This is a genomic window from Streptomyces sp. NBC_01016 (assembly GCF_026341035.1).
Classification (GTDB): Bacteria; Actinomycetota; Actinomycetes; order Streptomycetales; family Streptomycetaceae; genus Streptomyces.
Map to the genome: position 1 here is coordinate 1766562 of NZ_JAPEOQ010000002.1, position 21795 is coordinate 1788356.

13 protein-coding genes and 3 rRNA genes are annotated in these 21795 nt (G+C 65.7%); 13 read left to right on the forward strand and 3 right to left on the reverse strand.

Translation table 11 applies throughout. The features are described from left to right. Positions 1-34: 34 nt before the first annotated feature. Positions 35-2392: a glycoside hydrolase family 31 protein gene (locus OG746_RS34775; protein ID WP_266722016.1), complete on the reverse strand. Its 2358-nt coding sequence runs from the start codon at positions 2390-2392 to the stop codon at positions 35-37. A gap of 215 nt (positions 2393-2607) precedes the next feature. Here OG746_RS34775 and OG746_RS34780 point away from each other — a divergent pair, with 215 nt between their 5' ends. Continuing rightward, entirely contained in the window at positions 2608-4581 is a 1974-nt protein-coding gene (locus OG746_RS34780; RefSeq protein WP_266722018.1) for an acetoacetate--CoA ligase, read from the forward strand. A 101-nt stretch (positions 4582-4682) separates the two neighbouring features. Beyond that, the gene (locus OG746_RS34785) at positions 4683-5585 is read left to right on the forward strand and encodes a DUF8829 domain-containing protein (RefSeq protein WP_266722020.1); all 903 of its coding nucleotides are present in this window, start codon (positions 4683-4685) and stop codon (positions 5583-5585) included. 101 nt (positions 5586-5686) lie between these two features. Here OG746_RS34785 and ptsP read toward each other — a convergent pair whose 3' ends face one another. Beyond that, positions 5687-7357 (reverse strand): phosphoenolpyruvate--protein phosphotransferase, encoded by a 1671-nt coding sequence (gene ptsP / locus OG746_RS34790; RefSeq protein ID WP_266722022.1) that lies wholly within the window; start codon positions 7355-7357, stop codon positions 5687-5689. 74 nt (positions 7358-7431) lie between these two features. After that, positions 7432-7881, reverse strand: a complete 450-nt coding sequence (locus OG746_RS34795) for a PTS sugar transporter subunit IIA (RefSeq protein WP_266722024.1) — start codon at positions 7879-7881, stop codon at positions 7432-7434. Between the two features lie 687 nt (positions 7882-8568). Here OG746_RS34795 and OG746_RS34800 point away from each other — a divergent pair. The 11 genes from OG746_RS34800 to OG746_RS34850 all read left to right on the forward strand — a co-directional run bounded on the left by OG746_RS34800 (position 8569) and on the right by OG746_RS34850 (position 21776). Continuing rightward, positions 8569-10094, forward strand: a 16S ribosomal RNA gene (locus OG746_RS34800). A 314-nt stretch (positions 10095-10408) separates the two neighbouring features. Then, positions 10409-13531: ribosomal RNA gene (locus OG746_RS34805) — 23S ribosomal RNA — on the forward strand. 88 nt (positions 13532-13619) lie between these two features. Next, a 5S ribosomal RNA gene (rrf, locus tag OG746_RS34810) occupies positions 13620-13736 on the forward strand. Together the 16S, 23S and 5S rRNA genes form the textbook arrangement of a ribosomal RNA operon. 161 nt (positions 13737-13897) lie before the next feature. After that, entirely contained in the window at positions 13898-14506 is a 609-nt protein-coding gene (gene clsA / locus OG746_RS34815) for a cardiolipin synthase ClsA (protein ID WP_266722026.1), read from the forward strand. 112 nt (positions 14507-14618) lie between these two features. Continuing rightward, complete coding sequence (locus OG746_RS34820) at positions 14619-17114, forward strand: mannose-1-phosphate guanyltransferase (protein WP_266722028.1); 2496 nt, start codon at positions 14619-14621, stop codon at positions 17112-17114. Positions 17115-17202: 88 nt separating this feature from the next. Continuing rightward, entirely contained in the window at positions 17203-18108 is a 906-nt protein-coding gene (locus OG746_RS34825; protein ID WP_266722030.1) for a DUF881 domain-containing protein, read from the forward strand. Further along, positions 18105-18437, forward strand: coding sequence for a small basic family protein (locus tag OG746_RS34830; RefSeq protein WP_266722032.1), 333 nt, complete (start codon positions 18105-18107; stop codon positions 18435-18437). Before OG746_RS34825 ends, OG746_RS34830 begins: the two co-directional genes overlap by 4 nt. A 5-nt stretch (positions 18438-18442) precedes the next feature. After that, a complete protein-coding gene (locus tag OG746_RS34835) occupies positions 18443-19429 on the forward strand; it encodes a DUF881 domain-containing protein (RefSeq protein WP_266722034.1) in 987 nt (328 codons plus the stop codon). Positions 19430-19551: 122 nt separating this feature from the next. Next, entirely contained in the window at positions 19552-20460 is a 909-nt protein-coding gene (locus OG746_RS34840) for an FHA domain-containing protein (protein WP_266725622.1), read from the forward strand. A gap of 27 nt (positions 20461-20487) precedes the next feature. After that, positions 20488-21216, forward strand: coding sequence for a transcriptional regulator FtsR (gene ftsR / locus OG746_RS34845; RefSeq protein ID WP_266722036.1), 729 nt, complete (start codon positions 20488-20490; stop codon positions 21214-21216). 86 nt (positions 21217-21302) lie between these two features. Continuing rightward, on the forward strand, positions 21303-21776 hold the full coding sequence (locus OG746_RS34850; protein WP_006123076.1) for a bifunctional nuclease family protein: 474 nt from the start codon (positions 21303-21305) through the stop codon (positions 21774-21776). Positions 21777-21795: the final 19 nt, after the last annotated feature.

The following is a 21795-nucleotide window of genomic DNA, read 5'->3' on the forward strand; positions in this document are numbered from 1 at the left end:
CGTGAGCGTCCAGCGCGACCTTGCCGTAAGGCGCTCACAGGCCGCGCACACGCACCGGATACCGCGGTTCGACCTCGCCGTCCTCTCCGTCCGTCTCGACGACCACGCGCCCCTTGGCCCAGCGCACCCGGAACCGCTCGATCTCCGGCTCCTCCCAGCCGTCCCCGACGTCCCGCACCAAGTAGCCGCCGCCTGTACGGCCCGGTGCCGGCGCCCACGCCTCCAGGGCGACGCCCCCACCCGGATCGCGCACAGGAAGTACCGACCCACCACGCGCGAGCACCGGAATACGCGACAAGGGGGCGTCCACCGTGACCTGCCCGGGCCCCTCGAAGACTTCGCCGGTCACCGTGTCGTACCAGCGTCCAGGCGGCAACTGAACCGTGCGACGGACGGCTCCCTGCTCCAGGACGGGCGCGACCAACAGGCAGTCGCCCAACAAGAAGGCGTCCTCACAGTCACGCAAAGCCCGGTCCTCCGGAGCACCCCACCACAGAGGCCGCACATACGGGGCGCCGGTGCGCCGGGCGAGATGCGCGAGGGTCATGAAGTACGGAAAGAGGCGATGCCGCTCCTCCAGCGCCACGCGCGCGTGCGTGAGCACCTCCTCGCCGAACATCCAGGGCTCGCGACGCCCCGCCCGCAGCGCCGAACGCGTGCGGAACAGCGGCATATGAGCGCCCAGCTGGAACCAGCGCAAGAACAGTTCCGGTGACGGCTTCCCGTCGGACCCGCCCACATCAGGTCCTGAATACGGCACCCCGCACAAGCCGAGCCCCATCACCAACGAGAGCGAGGAGCGAAGGCCGGTCCACCCGGTGGCGACGTCACCGGACCACGTCCCTCCGTAGCGCTGCAAGCCCACCCAGCCGGACCGGGAGAACAGGAAGGGCCGTTCCTGCGGCTGCAGTTCGCGCAGCCCCTCGTAGCCGGCCCGCGCCATGCACAGCGCGTACACGTTGTGCGCCTCCCGATGGTCGCCGCCCCGCCCCTCGACCGCGTGCCGGGACGAACGGGGGAGCGTGGGCTCACCGAAGGCGGAGAAGGACACCGGCTCGTTCATGTCGTGCCAGAAACCCGAGAAGCCCTGCTCGAGACGCTCCTCGTACAGACCGCCCCACCACTTGCGCACCCGCTCCGCGGTGAAGTCCGGATACATCGACTCACCCGGCCACACGACCCCGCGCACGGGCCGGCCCGCCGCGTCCCGCACAAAGGCGTCGATCGCTTGCCCGCCGTCGTACAGGGAGTTGCCGCGCTGGGCCTTGACCGCCGGGTCGACGATCGACACCAGCCGGACGCCCTCGCCGCGCAACTGTTCGGCCAGCCGGGGCAAGGACGGAAACCGCTCCCGATCGACAGTGAAGGCCTGTCCCTCCGTGAAGTGATCGATGTCCAAATGCACGGCCTCCAGGGGCAGATCGCGCTCCTTGTAGCCCGCGACGCCCCGGCGCACCTCCTGCTCGCTCCCGAACCCCCAACGCGCGTGCTGGTGGCCCAGCGCCCAGCCCGGCGGCACGGCCGGAGCGCCGGTCAGCTGGGACCAGACGTGGAGCACGCGCGCGGGTGCGCCCACCACCACCCAACAGCGCAACGGGCCACCCTCCATGCGTAGTTCGGACGTCCCGGCGTAGTCATGCCCGGAGCCCGCACCCTCATGGCCCTCACGGAGGCTGACGGTGCCGTCCCACGTGTTGTCGTGGAACACCAGATGCGTACCCGCATCCGCGACCACCACCTGCACCGGCATCGTGAGCGACAACGGATCGTCCTGCCGACCGAACGAACCGCCTGGATCCGTGTTCCACAACCGGTACGTCCCGTCACGCAGCCGCGGGCCCGACGCACGGCCTCCGAGGCCGAAGAAGCGCGCATCGGCCGAGACCTCGGACCGCTGCGCCCAGCGCGCCTCACCGCCACCCTCGGACTCCCACCACCGGGGCGGCAGATCGCGGCGCAGCAAGACCCCGCCCGGCGTACGCACCTCCAAAGCGCCGTGCCGCGAGACCACCGCGGTCACCCGCTCGGAGACCACCCGCCAACCGCCGTCCTTGTCCGGCTCCAGCACCGCCCGCGGGTCCGCCTCCGGGCAGAGCCCGGCCAACGCGTACGAAGGCTCCGGTTCGGCCCCGTCCCAGCCCCAGAAGAGGGCACCGCTCACGGTGACGATGATGCGCAACCGGGACCGCGTGAACCGCACAAGACCGCCACCCGGTTCGGGCGTCACACCGACCACCGAGCCCGGGACCCGGGCCCGCTCGACTCCCCGCCGGGGCAGGCCCACGGAGTCCGCGCGACGGTGCCGCCACGACGCCCGAACGGAGCGCAGCCCATGGGCCGACCCCACGGACGAAACCGCCTTCGCCAAGCGCACCAGGTCACGACCATCCATGCTGCTCACCCTGCCACCGAGGCGCACGCGTGCGTGCCGCGTTCAACTGCCGTTCATCCGTGGTGCCAGCACATCTTCGCCGGGCCGACTATGTGGGATACACCCTGGTGTCGAAGTCGATCACGTGGCATCGTCCAGTGAGCCGCGTCAGGCGCACACTCCGCGGAGCGCGCCGAGGACGCACACGCCGCGCACGCACTTCCTGGAGCCGCATCATGTCCACCGTGAACCCGTCACCGCTCTGGCAGCCCGATCGGCAGCAGATCGCCGACGCGCAGATCACACGGTTCCAGGCCTGGGCGGCCGAGCAGCACGGCGCGCCCGCCGACGGCGGCTACGAGGCGCTGCACCGCTGGTCGGTCACCGAACTCGAAACCTTCTGGAAGGCCGTCACCGAGTGGTTCGACGTGCGCTTCACGCACCCGTACACGCGCGTGCTCGGCAACCGTGACATGCCCGGTGCCGAGTGGTTCCCCGGTGCCACGATCAACTACGCCGCGCATGCCCTGCGCACGGCGGACGACCCCGCGCGCGCGGACACCCCCGCGATCCTCCACGTCGACGAGACACACGAACCCCGTCCCGTCACCTGGTCCGAGCTGCGCGGCCAGGTCGGCTCCCTGGCCGCGGAACTGCGCGCCCTCGGAGTACGCCCCGGCGACCGCGTCAGCGGCTATCTGCCCAACATCCCCGAGGCCGTCGCCGCCCTCCTCGCCACGGCGGCCGTCGGAGCCGTGTGGACGTCCTGCGCCCCCGACTTCGGCGCGCGCAGTGTCCTGGACCGCTTCCAGCAGGTGGAGCCCGTGGTCCTGTTCACGGTCGACGGCTACCGCTACGGCGGCAAGGAGCACGACCGCCGCGACACCGTGCAGGAACTCCGCAACGAACTGCCGTCCCTGCGCGCGGTGGTACACATCCCGCTTCTCGGGACCAAGGCACCCGAAGGCGCGCTGGAATGGTCGGCCCTCACCTCCGCGGACGTCACACCCGTCTACGAAGAAGTGCCCTTCGACCATCCTCTGTGGGTGCTCTACTCCTCCGGCACCACAGGCCTGCCCAAGGCCATCGTGCAGTCGCAGGGCGGCATCCTCATCGAGCACCTCAAGCAGATCGGCCTGCACTCCGACCTCGGCCCCGACGACCGCTTCTTCTGGTACACGTCCACCGGCTGGATGATGTGGAACTTCCTCGTCGGCGGCCTGCTCACCGGCACCACGATCGTCACCTACGACGGCAGCCCCGGGTACCCCGAGACCGGCGCCCAGTGGGCGATCGCCGAACGCACCGGCGCGACCCTCTTCGGCACCTCCGCCGCATACGTCATGGCCTGCCGCAAGGCCGACGTGCACCCCACGCGCGACCACGACCTCTCCCGCGTCAAGTGCGTCGCCACCACAGGCTCCCCGCTCCCGCCGGACGGCTTCCGCTGGCTCCACGACGAGGTGCGGGACGACCTGTGGATCGCCTCCGTCAGCGGCGGCACCGACGTCTGCTCCTGTTTCGCCGGAGCCGTGCCGACGCTCCCCGTCCACATCGGCGAGCTCCAGGCGCCCAGCCTCGGCACGGACCTCCAGGCGTGGGACCCGGCCGGCGAACCCCTGACCGACGAGGTCGGCGAACTCGTCGTCACCAACCCGATGCCGTCCATGCCGATCCGCTTCTGGAACGACCCCGACGGCACCAGGTACCACGACAGCTACTTCGACACCTACCCCGGAGTCTGGCGCCACGGCGACTGGATCACGCTGACCTCGCGCGGCTCCGTCGTCATCCACGGCCGCTCCGACTCGACTCTCAACCGCCAGGGCGTCCGGATGGGATCGGCCGACATCTACGAGGCCGTGGAGCGCCTCCCCGAGATCCGCGAATCACTCGTCATCGGCCTGGAACAGTCCGACGGCGGCTACTGGATGCCCCTCTTCGTCCACCTCGCGCCGGGCGCCACCCTCGACGACGCGCTCCGCTCCCGCATCAAGCAGGTCATTCGCGAACAGCTCTCGCCGCGCCACGTGCCCGACGAGATCATCGAAGCTCCCGGCGTCCCGCACACCCTCACCGGCAAGCGCATCGAGGTGCCCGTCAAGCGCCTGCTCTCGGGCACGCCGCTGGAAAAGGCGGTCAACCCCGGCTCCATCGACAACCTCGAACTCCTCAAGTTCTACGAGGAGATCGCCCGCAAGCGAGCCTGACCGGCCGCCCGAAACCGATGGTGCACCGTCACCGAACGTGGCGTTGTCAGTACCCCTGATTACTCTGAGTGAGAGTAGTTCAAGCGCACTCAGGGGGAATCATGGGGCACACTCAACACAGCCGAACGGCCGGCGTTCGACGCGGCCTGCGCCGTGAAGTGGCGGGAACCATCGGCCTGTTGGCCGACGAGCAGGACTTCGAGGCGATGCGGCTCTACCGCAGCTTCACCTTCGACGACCACACGACGTACCTGCGCCAAGTGGAAGGACTGCTCAAATCCCAGGCCGCGGCCGGCGGGTACACCACGGTCACGCTGTTCGACCCGGCCGAGTTCACGGAATTCTGCCGGGCGGAGGGCCTCGACCCGGACAGCGCGATCAGCCGTACCCGATTCACCGCGGAACTCGCCGCGTCGGGCCCCGGGGTCGCCTACCAGGGACAACCCATGGCCGACCTCGTCCCCGAACTCGTGGAAGAGGCCGTCCGCCAAGCGACCTGGGAATTCGCGACGTCCGTCCTGTCCCGGACAGGGGCCTGCGCCGTGTGCGGGCAGGACGTCGGACGCATGGCCTTCGCCAGGGCTTCCTACCTGGTCTCCCGAGTGATCGACGCGCTCGGCGAAGGAGCCCACCACTGGGTGTGCAGCGTGCTCACCGACAGGGAGTCCCTGCATGCCGTCCTGCACGTGGACGCCACGGAACCCGACACGGTCACGGTGGATGAGTCCGCGGCCATGGAGGTCACGGCCGTACTGGCGCTGGCGATCGTCAGCCGGCGCGCCTGTGCGGTCATCGTGCGCAGCTCGGTCCCTGGCGAAGAGGACCGCGTCTGCGGCTGGCACCTGAAGGACGAGGGATTCCAACCGATCCCCGGGGGACGGGTCTTCGACGCCTACTGCACCGACGCGGACTCCGGCGACCTGTCCGGTCCGGAACCAGGCGTGAACTACTGCACCGCACCAAAGGTGGACGACGCGAAACCGGAAGGCAGGCATCTGCACTGATCGCTGCGAGCCGCTGATCCCTGCGGACAAGCGCGAAGGGCGCCCCGCCCAAAGGCGGAGCGCCCTCCAAAAGGCACCGGTAAGGCGCCGGTCGTGCTCGGTTACTCGCCGGACAGCACGGCCTGAGCGGCGTTGCGCGCTTCCTCCGCCGACTCCGCGGCACGCGCGGCAGCGGCCGCGCGCTCGCACTGGGCCAGCGTGTACTTGCTGAGCGTCGCCCGCACGTACGGAATCGAAGCGGCGCCCATGGAGAGGGAGGTGACCCCCAGACCGGTCAGGACGCACGCGAGCAGCGGGTCGGACGCGGCCTCACCGCAGACGCCGCAGCTCTTGCCCTCGGCCTTCGCCGCCTCGGCGGACAGCGAGACCAGGTCGAGCAGCGCGGGCTGCCACGGGTCCTGCAGACGCGACACGGCGCCGACCTGACGGTCCGCGGCGAACGTGTACTGGGCCAGGTCGTTGGTGCCGAGCGACAGGAACTCGACCTCCTGCAACACCGACCGGGCACGCAGAGCGGCGGACGGAATCTCCACCATCGCGCCGAACTTCGCCTGCAGACCGGCCTCACGGCAGGCATCGGCAAAGGCCTTGGCGTCGGCGCGGTCGGCCACCATCGGCGCCATGACCTCGAGGTAGACCGGGAGACCCTCGGAAGCCTTCGCCAGCGCGGTCAGCTGCGTGCGCAGCACCTCCGGGTGGTCGAGCAGCGTCCGCAGACCGCGCACGCCCAGAGCCGGGTTGGGCTCGTCGCCGGGCGTCAAGAAGTCCAGGGGCTTGTCGGCGCCGGCGTCGAGCACCCGCACCACGACACGGCCCTCGGGGAACGCCTCCAGCACCTGCCGGTACGCCTCGACCTGCTTCTCCTCGGACGGAGCGTTCTTGCTGTCGTCCAGGAAGAGGAACTCGGTACGGAAGAGACCGACACCCTCGGCACCCGCCTCGACCGCCGCGGGCACGTCCGCCGGGCCGCCGATGTTGGCGAGCAGCGGCACCTTGTGCCCGTCAGAGGTGGCACCGGGACCGGTCGAGGCGGTCAGCGCCGCCTTGCGCTCGGCGGCAGCGGCCTCCATCGCTGCCCGCTTCTCCGCGCTCGGGTCCACGAAGATCTCACCGGTGCTGCCGTCGACGGCGACCACGGAACCCTCGGCGAGCTCACCCGCACCGGGAAGCGCCACCACGGCCGGCACACCCAGGGCACGGGCCAGGATCGCGCTGTGGCTGGTCGGCCCGCCCTCCTCGGTGACGAAACCGAGCACGAGCGCGGGGTCCAGGAGCGCGGTGTCCGCGGGCGCAAGGTCACGGGCGATGAGCACGTAGGGCTTGTCGCTGTCCGGAACGCCGGGCATGGGCACCCCGAGGAGCCGGGCCACGATGCGGTTCCGCACGTCGTCGAGGTCCGCGACGCGACCGGCCATGTACTCACCGGCACCGGCAAGGAGCTCTCGATAGTGCGAGAACGCGTCGTAGATGCCGCGCTCGGCCGTGCTCCCGACGGCGACACGACGGTCGACGTCGGCCATCAGCTCGGGGTCCTGGGCGATCATGGCCTGAGCCTCGAGCACCGCCTGGGCCTCGCCACCGGCCAGATTGCCGCGCGCCATCAGATCGGCAGCGACAGCTTCGACGGCCTGGCGGGCGCGCCCCTGTTCGCGCTCGGCATCCTCAGCCGGAATCTGCTTGGCCGGCGGCTCCAGCACCGCCGTCCCCATGTGCCGAACCTCGCCGATCGCCACACCGTGGCTCACGCCGACGCCTCGCAGCGTTGTCTCCATCTCACCCGTCTCCGATAGTGCGGCGAGCGCAGCCGCCGCGTTGATTTCTTGCCGACCGTCAGTGACGGAGTGCGTCACTTCCAGCCGAACAGCGCGTCGCCGGCCTTGATGTCGCCGTCCTCGACGACACCGGAAAGGGACTCGGCCGTGGCCTCAAGGGCGACGACCGGGCAGATCGGCGACTTGCCGGCGGCCTCGACGGCAGCCGGGTCCCATCGGACCACGGCCTGCCCGCGCTGCACAGTGTCGCCCTTGTTGACGAGCAGCTCGAAGCCCTCGCCGTTGAGCTGGACAGTGTCGATGCCCAGGTGCGTCAGCACACCATGGCCTTCCTCATCCACGACGACGAAAGCGTGCGGGTGGAGGGACACCACGATGCCGTCCACCGGGGCCACGGCGTCGGACGCCTCGCGCGCGGGGTCAATGGCGGAGCCGGGGCCGACCATCGCACCGGAGAACACCGGGTCAGGAACAGCAGAGAGCCCGATGGCGCGTCCGGTGAGCGGGGACGTCACACTGGTCATGGCAAGCCTCCCAGAGGGCGGAGATTCAGGGTCGCCGTCACTGCCTGTCCTGGACGGCGTACTGTTCAGAAGCGTAAGTCATAAAAAGTCCCGGTTCCCTACGAGAGGTACCGGTTGGCGGACGTAGGGGCCGCGGGCAAACGATTTGCGTCGAAGCTCGGGCCCGTTGTACCGTCGTACACCTGCCAGGGAGGCAAGCGACGCCATCGAGCGTCCAACACCTCGGCAGCATCTATCAAGTCCTAAGTTGCTTTGCGAACCGTATCTCTGCATGTCTGCAGAGACGTGGCAAGCGGGCCGAAAAAAGACTGATAGTGTTTGACCTCGCCGAAAGGGCCGCGAAAGCGGAACTCCTATAAGGCGGGTGTCAATCCGAGGAAATCGGCCGGTGAAACGGTCTGATAGAGTCGGAAACGCAAAACAGCAAGACCGAAGGGAAGCGCCCGGAGGAAAGCCCGAGAGGGTGAGTACAAAGGAAGCGTCCGTTCCTTGAGAACTCAACAGCGTGCCAAAAATCAACGCCAGATATGTTGATACCCCGTCTCCAGCATCTGCTGGGGCGAGGTTCCTTTGAAAAGTCCTGCAGATCTTATTGGTCGGCAGGCGCACAGCGAGGACGCTGTGAACGGTCGGATTATTCCTCCGACTGTTCCGCTCTCGTGGTGTCACCCCGATGACGGGGAAACATTCACGGAGAGTTTGATCCTGGCTCAGGACGAACGCTGGCGGCGTGCTTAACACATGCAAGTCGAACGATGAAGCCCTTCGGGGTGGATTAGTGGCGAACGGGTGAGTAACACGTGGGCAATCTGCCCTTCACTCTGGGACAAGCCTTGGAAACGAGGTCTAATACCGGATAACACTCCCATTCTCCTGGATGGGGGTTAAAAGCTCCGGCGGTGAAGGATGAGCCCGCGGCCTATCAGCTTGTTGGTGAGGTAATGGCTCACCAAGGCGACGACGGGTAGCCGGCCTGAGAGGGCGACCGGCCACACTGGGACTGAGACACGGCCCAGACTCCTACGGGAGGCAGCAGTGGGGAATATTGCACAATGGGCGAAAGCCTGATGCAGCGACGCCGCGTGAGGGATGACGGCCTTCGGGTTGTAAACCTCTTTCAGCAGGGAAGAAGCGAAAGTGACGGTACCTGCAGAAGAAGCGCCGGCTAACTACGTGCCAGCAGCCGCGGTAATACGTAGGGCGCAAGCGTTGTCCGGAATTATTGGGCGTAAAGAGCTCGTAGGCGGCTTGTCACGTCGATTGTGAAAGCTCGGGGCTTAACCCCGAGTCTGCAGTCGATACGGGCTAGCTAGAGTGTGGTAGGGGAGATCGGAATTCCTGGTGTAGCGGTGAAATGCGCAGATATCAGGAGGAACACCGGTGGCGAAGGCGGATCTCTGGGCCATTACTGACGCTGAGGAGCGAAAGCGTGGGGAGCGAACAGGATTAGATACCCTGGTAGTCCACGCCGTAAACGGTGGGCACTAGGTGTGGGCAACATTCCACGTTGTCCGCGCCGCAGCTAACGCATTAAGTGCCCCGCCTGGGGAGTACGGCCGCAAGGCTAAAACTCAAAGGAATTGACGGGGGCCCGCACAAGCAGCGGAGCATGTGGCTTAATTCGACGCAACGCGAAGAACCTTACCAAGGCTTGACATACACCGGAAACGTCTGGAGACAGGCGCCCCCTTGTGGTCGGTGTACAGGTGGTGCATGGCTGTCGTCAGCTCGTGTCGTGAGATGTTGGGTTAAGTCCCGCAACGAGCGCAACCCTTGTTCTGTGTTGCCAGCATGCCCTTCGGGGTGATGGGGACTCACAGGAGACCGCCGGGGTCAACTCGGAGGAAGGTGGGGACGACGTCAAGTCATCATGCCCCTTATGTCTTGGGCTGCACACGTGCTACAATGGCCGATACAATGAGCTGCGATACCGCAAGGTGGAGCGAATCTCAAAAAGTCGGTCTCAGTTCGGATTGGGGTCTGCAACTCGACCCCATGAAGTTGGAGTTGCTAGTAATCGCAGATCAGCATTGCTGCGGTGAATACGTTCCCGGGCCTTGTACACACCGCCCGTCACGTCACGAAAGTCGGTAACACCCGAAGCCGGTGGCCCAACCCCTTGTGGGAGGGAGCTGTCGAAGGTGGGACTGGCGATTGGGACGAAGTCGTAACAAGGTAGCCGTACCGGAAGGTGCGGCTGGATCACCTCCTTTCTAAGGAGCATCTAGGCCGCCAGACTTTGTTTGGTGGTCCAGGGCCATTACGTCGGCAAATGTTCGACGGTGGTTGCTCATGGGTGGAACGTTGATTATTCGGCACCGTCAGTCATCTCGGGCTGCAAGTACTGCTCTTCGGAGCGTGGAAAGCTGATCACGAGTGGCGAGGGTGTCGGGCACGCTGTTGGGTGTCTGAAGGTACGGCCGTAACGGTCGCCTTCAGTGCCGGCCCCGGTAAAAATCCGCTTCGGTGGGTTGTGACGGGTGGTTGGTCGTTGTTTGAGAACTGCACAGTGGACGCGAGCATCTGTGGCCAAGTTTTTAAGGGCGCACGGTGGATGCCTTGGCACCAGGAACCGATGAAGGACGTGGGAGGCCACGATAGTCCCCGGGGAGTCGTCAACCAGGCTTTGATCCGGGGGTTTCCGAATGGGGAAACCCGGCAGTCGTCATGGGCTGTCACCCGCTGCTGAATATATAGGCAGTGTGGAGGGAACGCGGGGAAGTGAAACATCTCAGTACCCGCAGGAAGAGAAAACAACCGTGATTCCGGGAGTAGTGGCGAGCGAAACTGGATGAGGCCAAACCGTATACGTGTGAGACCCGGCAGGGGTTGCGTGTGCGGGGTTGTGGGATCTCTCTTTTACGGTCTGCCGGCCGTGAGACGAGTAAGAAACCGTTGATGTAGGCGAAGGACATGCGAAAGGTCCGGCGTAGAGGGTAAGACCCCCGTAGTCGAAACATTAACGGCTCGTTTGAGAGACACCCAAGTAGCACGGGGCCCGAGAAATCCTGTGTGAATCTGGCGGGACCACCCGTTAAGCCTAAATATTCCCTGGTGACCGATAGCGGATAGTACCGTGAGGGAATGGTGAAAAGTACCGCGGGAGCGGAGTGAAATAGTACCTGAAACCGTGTGCCTACAAGCCGTGGGAGCGTCGCGCATTGAGTTTACTCAATGCGTCGTGACTGCGTGCCTTTTGAAGAATGAGCCTGCGAGTTTGCGGTGTGTTGCGAGGTTAACCCGTGTGGGGAAGCCGTAGCGAAAGCGAGTCCGAATAGGGCGATTTAGTAGCGCGCTCAAGACCCGAAGCGGAGTGATCTAGCCATGGGCAGGTTGAAGCGGAGGTAAGACTTCGTGGAGGACCGAACCCACCAGGGTTGAAAACCTGGGGGATGACCTGTGGTTAGGGGTGAAAGGCCAATCAAACTCCGTGATAGCTGGTTCTCCCCGAAATGCATTTAGGTGCAGCGTCGTGTGTTTCTTGCCGGAGGTAGAGCACTGGATAGGCGATGGGCCCTACCGGGTTACTGACCTTAGCCAAACTCCGAATGCCGGTAAGTGAGAGCACGGCAGTGAGACTGTGGGGGATAAGCTCCATGGTCGAGAGGGAAACAGCCCAGAGCATCGACTAAGGCCCCTAAGCGTACGCTAAGTGGGAAAGGATGTGGAGTCGCAGAGACAACCAGGAGGTTGGCTTAGAAGCAGCCACCCTTGAAAGAGTGCGTAATAGCTCACTGGTCAAGTGATTCCGCGCCGACAATGTAGCGGGGCTCAAGCGTACCGCCGAAGTCGTGTCATTGCAGCTATAGGGCCAACGCCCGCTGTGATGGGTAGGGGAGCGTCGTGTGCCGGGTGAAGCAGCACCGGAAGGTAGTTGTGGACGGTTCACGAGTGAGAATGCAGGCATGAGTAGCGATACACACGTGAGAAACGTGTGCGCCGATTGACTAAGGGTTCCTGGGTCAAGCTGATCTGCCCAGGGTAAGTCGGGACCTAAGGCGAGGCCGACAGGCGTAGTCGATGGATAACCGGTTGATATTCCGGTACCCGCTGTGACGCGAAAGACATCGAATCCAGTGATGCTAAGGCCGTGAAGCCGTTCCGGACCCTTCGGGGAATGGAAAGTGGTGGAGCCGCCGGCCCAAGCTGGTAGTAGGTGAGCGATGGGGTGACGCAGGAAGGTAGTCCAGCCCGGGCGATGGTAGTCCCGGGGTAAGGGTGTAGGGCGCTGTCCAGGTAAATCCGGACAGCTTGTGCCTGAGACCTGATGCCGAGCCGATTGTGGTGAAGTGGATGATCCTATGCTGTCGAGAAAAGCCTCTAGCGAGTTTCATGGCGGCCCGTACCCTAAACCGACTCAGGTGGTCAGGTAGAGAATACCGAGGCGTTCGGGTGAACTATGGTTAAGGAACTCGGCAAAATGCCCCCGTAACTTCGGGAGAAGGGGGGCCATTCCTGGTGATTGGACTTGCTCCATGAGCTGGGGGTGGCCGCAGAGACCAGCGAGAAGCGACTGTTTACTAAAAACACAGGTCCGTGCGAAGCCGTAAGGCGATGTATACGGACTGACGCCTGCCCGGTGCTGGAACGTTAAGGGGACCGGTTAGTCACATTTCGGTGTGGCGAAGCTGAGAACTTAAGCGCCAGTAAACGGCGGTGGTAACTATAACCATCCTAAGGTAGCGAAATTCCTTGTCGGGTAAGTTCCGACCTGCACGAATGGCGTAACGACTTCTCGACTGTCTCAACCATAGGCCCGGTGAAATTGCACTACGAGTAAAGATGCTCGTTTCGCGCAGAAGGACGGAAAGACCCCGGGACCTTTACTATAGTTTGATATTGGTGTTCGGTTCGGCTTGTGTAGGATAGGTGGGAGACTTTGAAGCGGCCACGCCAGTGGTTGTGGAGTCGTCGTTGAAATACCACTCTGGTCGTGCTGGATGTCTAACCTGGGTCCGTGATCCGGATCAGGGACAGTGTCTGATGGGTAGTTTAACTGGGGCGGTTGCCTCCCAAAGAGTAACGGAGGCGCCCAAAGGTTCCCTCAGCCTGGTTGGTAATCAGGTGTTGAGTGTAAGTGCACAAGGGAGCTTGACTGTGAGACCGACGGGTCGAGCAGGGACGAAAGTCGGGACTAGTGATCCGGCGGTGGCTTGTGGAAGCGCCGTCGCTCAACGGATAAAAGGTACCCCGGGGATAACAGGCTGATCTTCCCCAAGAGTCCATATCGACGGGATGGTTTGGCACCTCGATGTCGGCTCGTCGCATCCTGGGGCTGGAGTCGGTCCCAAGGGTTGGGCTGTTCGCCCATTAAAGCGGTACGCGAGCTGGGTTTAGAACGTCGTGAGACAGTTCGGTCCCTATCCTCTGTGCGCGTAGGAATATTGAGAAGGGCTGTCCCTAGTACGAGAGGACCGGGACGGACGAACCTCTGGTGTGCCAGTTGTCCTGCCAAGGGCATGGCTGGTTGGCTACGTTCGGAAAGGATAACCGCTGAAAGCATCTAAGCGGGAAGCCTGCTTCGAGATGAGTATTCCCACCCCCTTTGAGGGGTTAAGGCTCCCAGTAGACGACTGGGTTGATAGGCCGGATCTGGAAGCACCGCAAGGTGTGGAGGTGACCGGTACTAATAGGCCGAGGGCTTGTCCTCAGTTGCTCGCGTCCACTGTGTTGGTTCTGAAACCACGAACAACCGTCGTAGCCATGTGCCACGGCTCCGGTTGACAGTTTCATAGTGTTTCGGTGGTCATAGCGTGAGGGAAACGCCCGGTTACATTCCGAACCCGGAAGCTAAGCCTCACAGCGCCGATGGTACTGCAGGGGGGACCCTGTGGGAGAGTAGGACGCCGCCGAACTCCTTTTATAGAAAAGCCCGGGCCGGGATACGGTCCGGGCTTTTCTGCGTTTGGGGGCGTTGTCGTGTACTGCGTTACGACGCCCCGGTAGCTCAGGCCTCCCGACACTGAGGGTAAAGTCAGGGGGCATCGTTGGTTCGTTCCCCACAGGAGGCCCCCGGGTGGAGGTCCAGGAGACCCGTGTTCAGACGGACAGGGTCCTCACCATCCCGAACATCCTCAGCATGGCGCGTCTCGTCGGCGTGCCCCTCTTCCTGTGGCTCATCCTGCGCCCTGAGTTCGGGGGCCCCAAGAGTGACGGCTGGGCGCTGCTCGTGCTCGCGCTCAGCGGCATCAGCGACTATCTCGACGGGAAGCTCGCGCGACGCTGGAATCAGATCAGCAGCCTTGGCCGGCTGCTCGACCCGGCCGCCGACCGGCTCTACATTTTGTCCACGTTGGTGGGTTTGACCTGGCGTGACATTCTGCCCATTTGGTTGACCTCCGTACTTTTGGCGCGTGAACTGCTTCTGCTGGTGATGGTGGGGATCCTCAGGCGCCATGGCTATCCGCCGCCCCAGGTGAACTTCCTCGGGAAGGCAGCGACCTTCAACCTGATGTACGCGTTCCCCTTGCTGCTTCTCAGCGACGGAACGGGCTGGATCCACGAACTCGCTGCTATTTTCGGATGGGCGTTCGCCGGATGGGGTACGACGCTGTACTGGTGGGCAGGGATCCTCTACGTGGTTCAAGTCCGCCGTCTTGTCCGGGCGGACTCCATGGCCGATTGAACTCGCCATTGCGCGTTGGCAGGGGCCAGATGGCCTGCCGTGACAAGTGCGGGCCATTCAGGGCGGGTGAAGTCGGCTAGACCGTCGTCTCTTCAAGGAGGACGCTTCCGACATGAAGGCCGTCGTGATGGCCGGAGGCGAAGGCACACGCCTTCGCCCCATGACCTCGAGTATGCCCAAGCCGCTCCTACCAGTGGCCAATCGGCCGATCATGGAGCATGTGCTCAGGTTGCTCAAGCGGCATGGGCTCAGCGAGACCGTGGTCACCGTGCAGTTCTTGGCCTCACTGGTCAAGAACTACTTCGGGGACGGCGAAGAGCTTGGAATGGAGCTCACCTATGCCAATGAGGAGAAGCCACTCGGCACTGCCGGCAGCGTGAAAAACGCTGAGGAAGCGCTGAAGGATGACTCTTTCCTTGTCATCTCGGGTGACGCCCTCACCGATTTCGACCTCACCGAGCTCATCGAATTCCACAAGGAAAAGGGTGCGCTCGTCACCGTCTGTTTGACGCGTGTGCCCAATCCGCTGGAATTCGGTATCACCATCGTCGACGAGGAGGGGAAGGTCGAGCGCTTCCTCGAGAAGCCGACCTGGGGGCAGGTCTTCTCGGACACGGTGAACACGGGCATCTACGTGATGGAGCCCGAAGTCTTTGATTACGTCGAGGCCGATGTCCCGGTGGACTGGTCCGGAGATGTCTTCCCGCAGCTGATGAAGGAAGGCAAGCCCATCTACGGCTATGTCGCCGAGGGCTACTGGGAGGACGTCGGCACACACGAGAGCTATGTGAAGGCCCAGGCCGACGTCCTCGAAGGAAAGGTCGACGTCGAACTCGACGGGTTCGAGATCTCGCCCGGTGTGTGGGTGGCCGAAGGTGCTGAAGTGCACCCGGACGCCGTGCTGCGTGGGCCGCTCTATATCGGCGACTACGCCAAGGTCGAAGCGGATGTGGAGATCCGGGAGCACACGGTCGTCGGCTCGAACGTCGTCGTGAAGAGCGGGGCCTTCCTGCACAAGGCCGTCGTGCACGACAACGTCTACATCGGGGAGCACTGCAATCTCCGCGGCTGCGTGGTCGGCAAGAACACCGACATCATGCGGGCCGCGCGGATCGAGGACGGCGCCGTCATCGGCGACGAGTGCCTCGTCGGTGAGGAATCGATCGTCCAGGGCAATGTGCGGGTCTACCCGTTCAAGACCGTCGAGGCAGGCGCCTTCGTCAACACGTCGGTCATCTGGGAGTCGCGTGGGCAGGCCCATCTGTTCGGGGCCAGGGGCGTCTCCGGGATCCTGAATGTCGAGATCACACCCGAACTGGCCGTGCGGCTCGCGGGGGCGTACGCGACGACGCTCAAGAAGGGGTCGACCGTCACGACCGCGCGTGACCACTCCCGTGGTGCGCGTGCGCTCAAGAGGGCCGTCATCTCCGCGCTCCAGGCCAGCGCCATGGACGTAAGGGATCTGGAGAATGTGCCGCTGCCCGTGGCGCGGCAGCAGACGGCTCGGGGAAGTGCCGGCGGGATCATGATCCGTACGACGCCCGGGGTGCCGGACTCCGTCGACATCATGTTCTTCGACGAGCGCGGGGCGGATCTTTCGCAGGGCAGCCAGCGCAAGCTGGACCGGGTGTACGCGCGGCAGGAGTACCGCAGGGCGTTCCCCGGGGAGATCGGCGATCTGCACTTCCCGTCGAGCGTCTTCGACTCGTACACGGGGTCCCTGCTGAGGAACGTCGACACGACGGGGGTTGCGGAGGCCGGGCTCAAGGTGGTCGTCGACGCGTCGAACGGAAGTGCCGGGCTCGTGCTGCCCAGCCTTCTCGGGCGGCTCGGCGTCGACTCCCTGACGATCAATCCCGGGCTCGACGAGTCGCGGCCCACGGAGACCGCGGACGCCCGCAGGTCCGGGCTCGTACGGCTGGGGGAGATCGTGGCCTCGGCGCGGGCCGCGTTCGGGGTGCGGTTCGACCCGGTCGGTGAGCGGCTTTCGCTGGTCGACGAGAAGGGGCGGATCGTCGAGGACGACCGGGCGTTGCTCGTGATGCTCGATCTTGTCGCCGCGGAGCGCAGGAGCGGGCGGGTGGCGCTGCCCGTGACCACGACCCGGATCGCGGAGCAGGTCGCCGCGTATCACGGGACGCAGGTCGAGTGGACGACCACGTCTCCCGATGACCTGACGCGCGTGGGGCGTGAGGACGGGACGATCTTCGGTGGGGACGGGCGGGCCGGGTTCATCATTCCCGAGTTCAGCAGCGTGTTCGACGGGGCCGCGGCGTTTGTGCGGCTCATCGGGCTCGTCGCCCGTACGCAGTTGACCCTCAGCCAGATCGACGCGCGGATTCCGCGGGCGCATGTGCTCAAGCGGGATCTGGCGACGCCGTGGGCCGTCAAGGGCCTCGTCATGCGCCGCGTCGTGGAGGAGGCGGGCGAGCGGTCCGTGGACACGACCGACGGTGTACGGGTCGTGGAGGCCGACGGACGTTGGGTGATGGTGCTGCCCGACCCGGCCGAGGCGGTCACCCACCTGTGGGCCGAGGGGCCGGACGACGCCTCGGCGCAGCAACTGCTCGACGAGTGGTCGGCGGTCGTGGACAGCGCCGGGCGCTGACCCGGATCCCTGCTGCTCGACGCCTATTTCGGGCGTCGGGCGGCAGGTCAGTGGGGTCGTTGGGTGACAGTGGCCACGACGTGCGACGATGTGCGGCATGCCGCAGCAGCCCCCCAAACGGAGCACCCCAGAGCGCCCCGCGCGCCCCGACGCCTCCATGTCGCTGCTGACCAACGTCATGGATCACAGCCTTGACGACGGGTATGCGGAGGCCACCGCGCGCAAAGAGGCGCTGGGGCAGAGCGGTTTGCCGAAGACGCTGCGGGCGAAGCTGGGGCTTGCGGCGGGGCTTGTGCTCGCCGCTCTCGTGGTGACGGTGGGGGCGGCGCAGGCCCGTGTCACCGCGCCGGTGGTGGCCAAGGAGCGCGAGGAGCTCATCGACCGCATCGACCGGGAGACCGAGTCCGCCGACCAACTGGAGGGGCAGGTCGACTCGCTGCGCGGGCGCGTGGGGGAGATGCAGCGCGAGGCGTTGAAGAAGCACGGTGGTGAGAAGGCGGAGTTGGCGGGGGTGCTCTCCGGCGCCGTCGCCGTGCACGGCCCCGGTGTGAAGCTCGTCGTCGACGACGCCAAGTCGGCCACCACGGGCGACGGCAGCGGTCCGCGCGAGAGCAACGGTTTCTCCGACACGGGCCGCGTACGCGACCGGGACATGCAGCGCGTCATGAACGGTCTCTGGCAGTCCGGCGCCGAGGCCATCAGCATCAACGGGCAGCGCCTCACCTCGCTGTCCGCGATCAGGGCCGCGGGTGACGCGATACTGGTCGACAACAAGCCGCTGGTGCCGCCGTACACGGTGCTCGCGGTCGGGGACGGGCAACGGCTGAGCACCCGGTTCCAGAACAGCCCCGACGGTCTCTATCTGCACGCACTGCAGGAGAACTTCGGGGTCAGGACCAGTATTTCGGCTCAGGACGACATCGAGCTTCCTGCCGCACCCAGCGTGATCGTACGTACAGCACAGCCGAGAGCAGAGCAGAAGGGCACATCGTGATCGCCGTACTGGGCCTCGTCGTGGGAGTCGTGGTCGGTCTTTTCGTCCGGCCCGAGGTTCCGGCGGTCGTCGAGCCTTACCTTCCCATCGCCGTCGTCGCGGCGCTGGACGCGGTGTTCGGGGCGCTGCGCGCCATGTTGGACGGGATCTTCGACGACAAGGTGTTCGTCGTCTCGTTCCTGTCGAACGTCGTCGTGGCCGCGCTGATCGTCTTCCTGGGCGACAAGTTGGGCGTCGGCGCACAGCTGTCGACCGGTGTCGTCGTGGTGCTCGGCATCCGCATCTTCTCCAACGCGGCCGCGATCCGGCGGCATGTGTTCCGGGCGTGAGGTCGATGAGTCAGAACGAGAACGAAGAGAACGCAGAGAACCGCGAGAACTCGCGGGGCGTGCAACCGGACGGCGAGAGCGGCCAGTTGCGCAAGGAGCTCTCCAAGGAGCTGCCCCCCGAGGTGCCGCCGGCGAACCGTGCGGCGGAGCGGGAGGCGGAGGCGGGTGCGGCCGAACCCGAGGCGTCCCAACCCCAGGCGCCCGAACCGGAGCCGGCCGGCACGGATGACCGCCCGGAGGCCGGCCCGGACGTCGTCGAACCCGAACTGACCGGGCGGCAGCGGCTCGTGAAGGGTCTGTGGCCGCCGCGCGCGTCACGTGCCCAACTCATCATGGCTGTGCTGCTGTTCGTCCTGGGGCTCGGGCTCGCCATCCAGGTGCGGTCCACCAGCGACAACAGCGCCCTGCGCGGTGCGCGTCAGGAAGATCTCGTTCGCATTCTCGATGAACTGGATGATCGAACTCAGCGTCTTGAGGATGAGAAGCAAGGTCTCGTGGACCAGCGCACCGAGCTGGAGAGCAGTTCGGACCAGGCCGACGAGGCCCGCAAGCAGACGGCCGAGAAGCAGAAGCAGCTCGGCATTCTGGCGGGCACGACGGCCGCGCAGGGCCCCGGGATCACCATGACCGTCACCGACACGAAGGGGGCCGTGGAGGCGGACATGCTGCTCGACGCGGTCCAGGAGCTGCGCGCCGCCGGTGCGGAGGCGATTCAGGTGAATGATGTCCGCGTCGTGGCCAACACGTATCTGACGGACGGCAGCGGCGGGAAGGGGATCAGCGTGGACGGGCACGAGATCGGCCGCCCCTACCGGTTCAAGGTCATCGGCAAGCCGCAGGACCTGGAGCCGGCCCTGAACATTCCCGGGGGTGTGGTGCAGACGCTGGAGAAGGAGCAGGCCACGGTGGCCGTGAGCCGCTCGAACAAGATCGTCGTGGATGCCTTGCGATCGGCGAAACGGCCTGATTACGCTCGGTCGTCCTCGGAGTGAAGTCGGGGGTGCATGGTGGATACCGTGCGAGGGCATGAGGTTGCGGGGGGTCGCCGCAGCAAGGGTGGTGTGCGTGGTGGAAACTGTTTGGCGGATACGGACGTTGTGAGGGTGTCCGTGTCATTGATGTACGCGATGTACGCCGATGTGTGCAGTCAGGGTTCGTCCTGCCCCACGGGCGGGTCTGTTTCGGTCAAGGGGAATCGCCCGTGAAGTTGTTTGCGAAGTTGTTCGGCAAGAGCCGTGAGGACGCGCGTCACCGTGCGCCGCGGCAAGGGGACGTCCCGGAGACGCAGGTGGGTGAGCGCCCGCTGTTCCGGGACCAGGTCGCCGGAGACAATTCGGACGGACAGGGCGCGTCGTCTGTTGACCCTGCCGGTTCCGGCCGCATAGGTTTCGGAGAACCGTCAACCTCAAGTACGGGTGGAGAGTTTGCCCCCGACCCGTACGCGTCCCACGCCCCCGCGGGGCAGCCGCGGCAGGAGGATCCGTCCATGTCGGCCCTGGTGTGTACGAGGTGCGGAAACCGGAACGGGGAGAACAGCCGGTTCTGCTCCAACTGCGGTGCGCCGCTGCGTGGCGGTGCGGCGCCGGAGGGGCCGTCCGAGACGACGTCCACGATCTCCATCTCCGGCCTCGAGTCCTACGACCCGGAGGCGACGGGTCAGACGCAGCTTCCGGCCCTCTCGCCCGAGGCGCAGGCGGCGGTCGACGCGCTGCCGCTGGGCTCGGCGCTCCTGGTGGTGCGGCGCGGTCCGAACTCGGGCAGCCGCTTCCTCCTGGACGGCGAGCTGACCACCGCGGGGCGCCACCCGCAGAGCGACATCTTCCTGGACGACGTGACCGTGTCACGCCGCCACGTGGAGTTCCGTCGCCTGCAGGACGGCTCGTTCACCGTCGCCGACGTCGGCAGCCTCAACGGCACGTATGTGAACCGTGAGCGCATCGACTCGGTGACGCTGAACAACGGGGACGAGGTGCAGATCGGCAAGTACCGGCTGGTGTTCTACGCGAGCCAGCGCGGTATCTGAACCGTCCGCGACCCTTCAGGAAGGTCCATGCTGCACACGACGAGTGGCGGTGCCCCCGGGGGCACCGCCACCACGGACAGTCGGCTGACGAGCATCGGCACCGTACTGAACGTGCTCCGAGAAGAGTTTCCCGAAGTCACCATCTCCAAGATCAGGTTCCTGGAGTCCGAGGGCCTTGTGGAGCCCCGGCGCACGCCCTCGGGCTACCGGAAGTTCAGCCCGGACGACGTCGAGCGGCTCGCCCATGTGCTGCGCATGCAGCGGGACCACTACCTGCCGCTGAAGGTCATCAAAGAGCAGCTCGACGCCCTGGAACCGGGCGAGACGCTGTCCGTGCCCGCGCCGGGACGCCCCGGAGATGCGGAGGACGGCACCGACGTGCCGACGGCCGCGCGGGTCGGCCGGGACGAATTGCTGGCCGCCGTCGGCGTCGAAGAGGACGAGCTCGACGAATGGGAGTCGTACGGACTCCTCACGCCTCTGCCCGATGGTGGCTACGACGCCTCCGCCGTGTCGGTCGCCGAGCTCATCGGTGAGCTGGCCCGGTTCGGGATCGGGCCGCGGCACCTGCGGGTCATGCGGGCGGCCGCGGACCGGGAGGCCGGCCTGGTGGACCAGGTGGTGGCCCCCCTGAAGGTGCACCGCAACCCGCAGACGCGGGCGCATGCCGAGGCCCGCGCCAAGGAGCTGGCAGGCCTCACCGTGAGGCTGCACTCGGCACTTGTGCAGACCGCGCTCGGGGTGCGTCTGCCCTGATCGTGGGCGCGGGTGAGCACCGATGGCCCGGTCCTCGGTGGATGCCCGACTACCCAAACCGACCGGGCACGTCCTAGGGTTGCTGTGTGAACGAGCTCGACGTCGTAGGTGTCCGGGTCGAAATGCCCTCCAACCAGCCGATCGTGCTCCTGCGTGAAGTGGGAGGCGACCGGTACCTCCCCATCTGGATCGGACCGGGGGAGGCGACCGCGATCGCCTTCGCCCAGCAGGGCATGGCGCCCGCGCGTCCGCTGACGCACGACCTTTTCAAGGATGTTCTTGAGGCGGTCGGCCAGGAGCTCACGGAAGTGCGCATCACGGACCTGCGCGAAGGCGTCTTCTACGCGGAGCTGGTGTTCGCGAGCGGGGTCGAGGTCAGCGCCCGCCCGTCGGACGCCATAGCCCTGGCGCTGCGCACCGGTACGCCGATCTACGGCAGTGACGGGGTCCTGGACGATGCGGGGATCGCGATCCCCGACGAGCAGGAGGACGAGGTGGAGAAGTTCCGCGAGTTCCTCGACCAGATCTCTCCCGAGGACTTCGGCACCAACAGCCAGTGACCGCCCTGCCGACGGCCGG

Bases quoted from the DNA above. Each gene is read 5' to 3' on its own strand.
- ptsP (WP_266722022.1), bottom strand. From the start codon at position 7,357: ATGGAGACAACGCTGCGAGGCGTCGGCGTGAGCCACGGTGTGGCGATC.
- OG746_RS34775 (WP_266722016.1), bottom strand. From the start codon at position 2,392: ATGGATGGTCGTGACCTGGTGCGCTTGGCGAAGGCGGTTTCGTCCGTG.
- OG746_RS34835 (WP_266722034.1), top strand. From the start codon at position 18,443: ATGAGTCAGAACGAGAACGAAGAGAACGCAGAGAACCGCGAGAACTCG.
- OG746_RS34785 (WP_266722020.1), top strand. From the start codon at position 4,683: ATGGGGCACACTCAACACAGCCGAACGGCCGGCGTTCGACGCGGCCTG.
- ftsR (WP_266722036.1), top strand. From the start codon at position 20,488: ATGCTGCACACGACGAGTGGCGGTGCCCCCGGGGGCACCGCCACCACG.
- OG746_RS34825 (WP_266722030.1), top strand. From the start codon at position 17,203: ATGTGCGGCATGCCGCAGCAGCCCCCCAAACGGAGCACCCCAGAGCGC.
- OG746_RS34780 (WP_266722018.1), top strand. From the start codon at position 2,608: ATGTCCACCGTGAACCCGTCACCGCTCTGGCAGCCCGATCGGCAGCAG.
- OG746_RS34795 (WP_266722024.1), bottom strand. From the start codon at position 7,881: ATGACCAGTGTGACGTCCCCGCTCACCGGACGCGCCATCGGGCTCTCT.
- OG746_RS34820 (WP_266722028.1), top strand. From the start codon at position 14,619: ATGAAGGCCGTCGTGATGGCCGGAGGCGAAGGCACACGCCTTCGCCCC.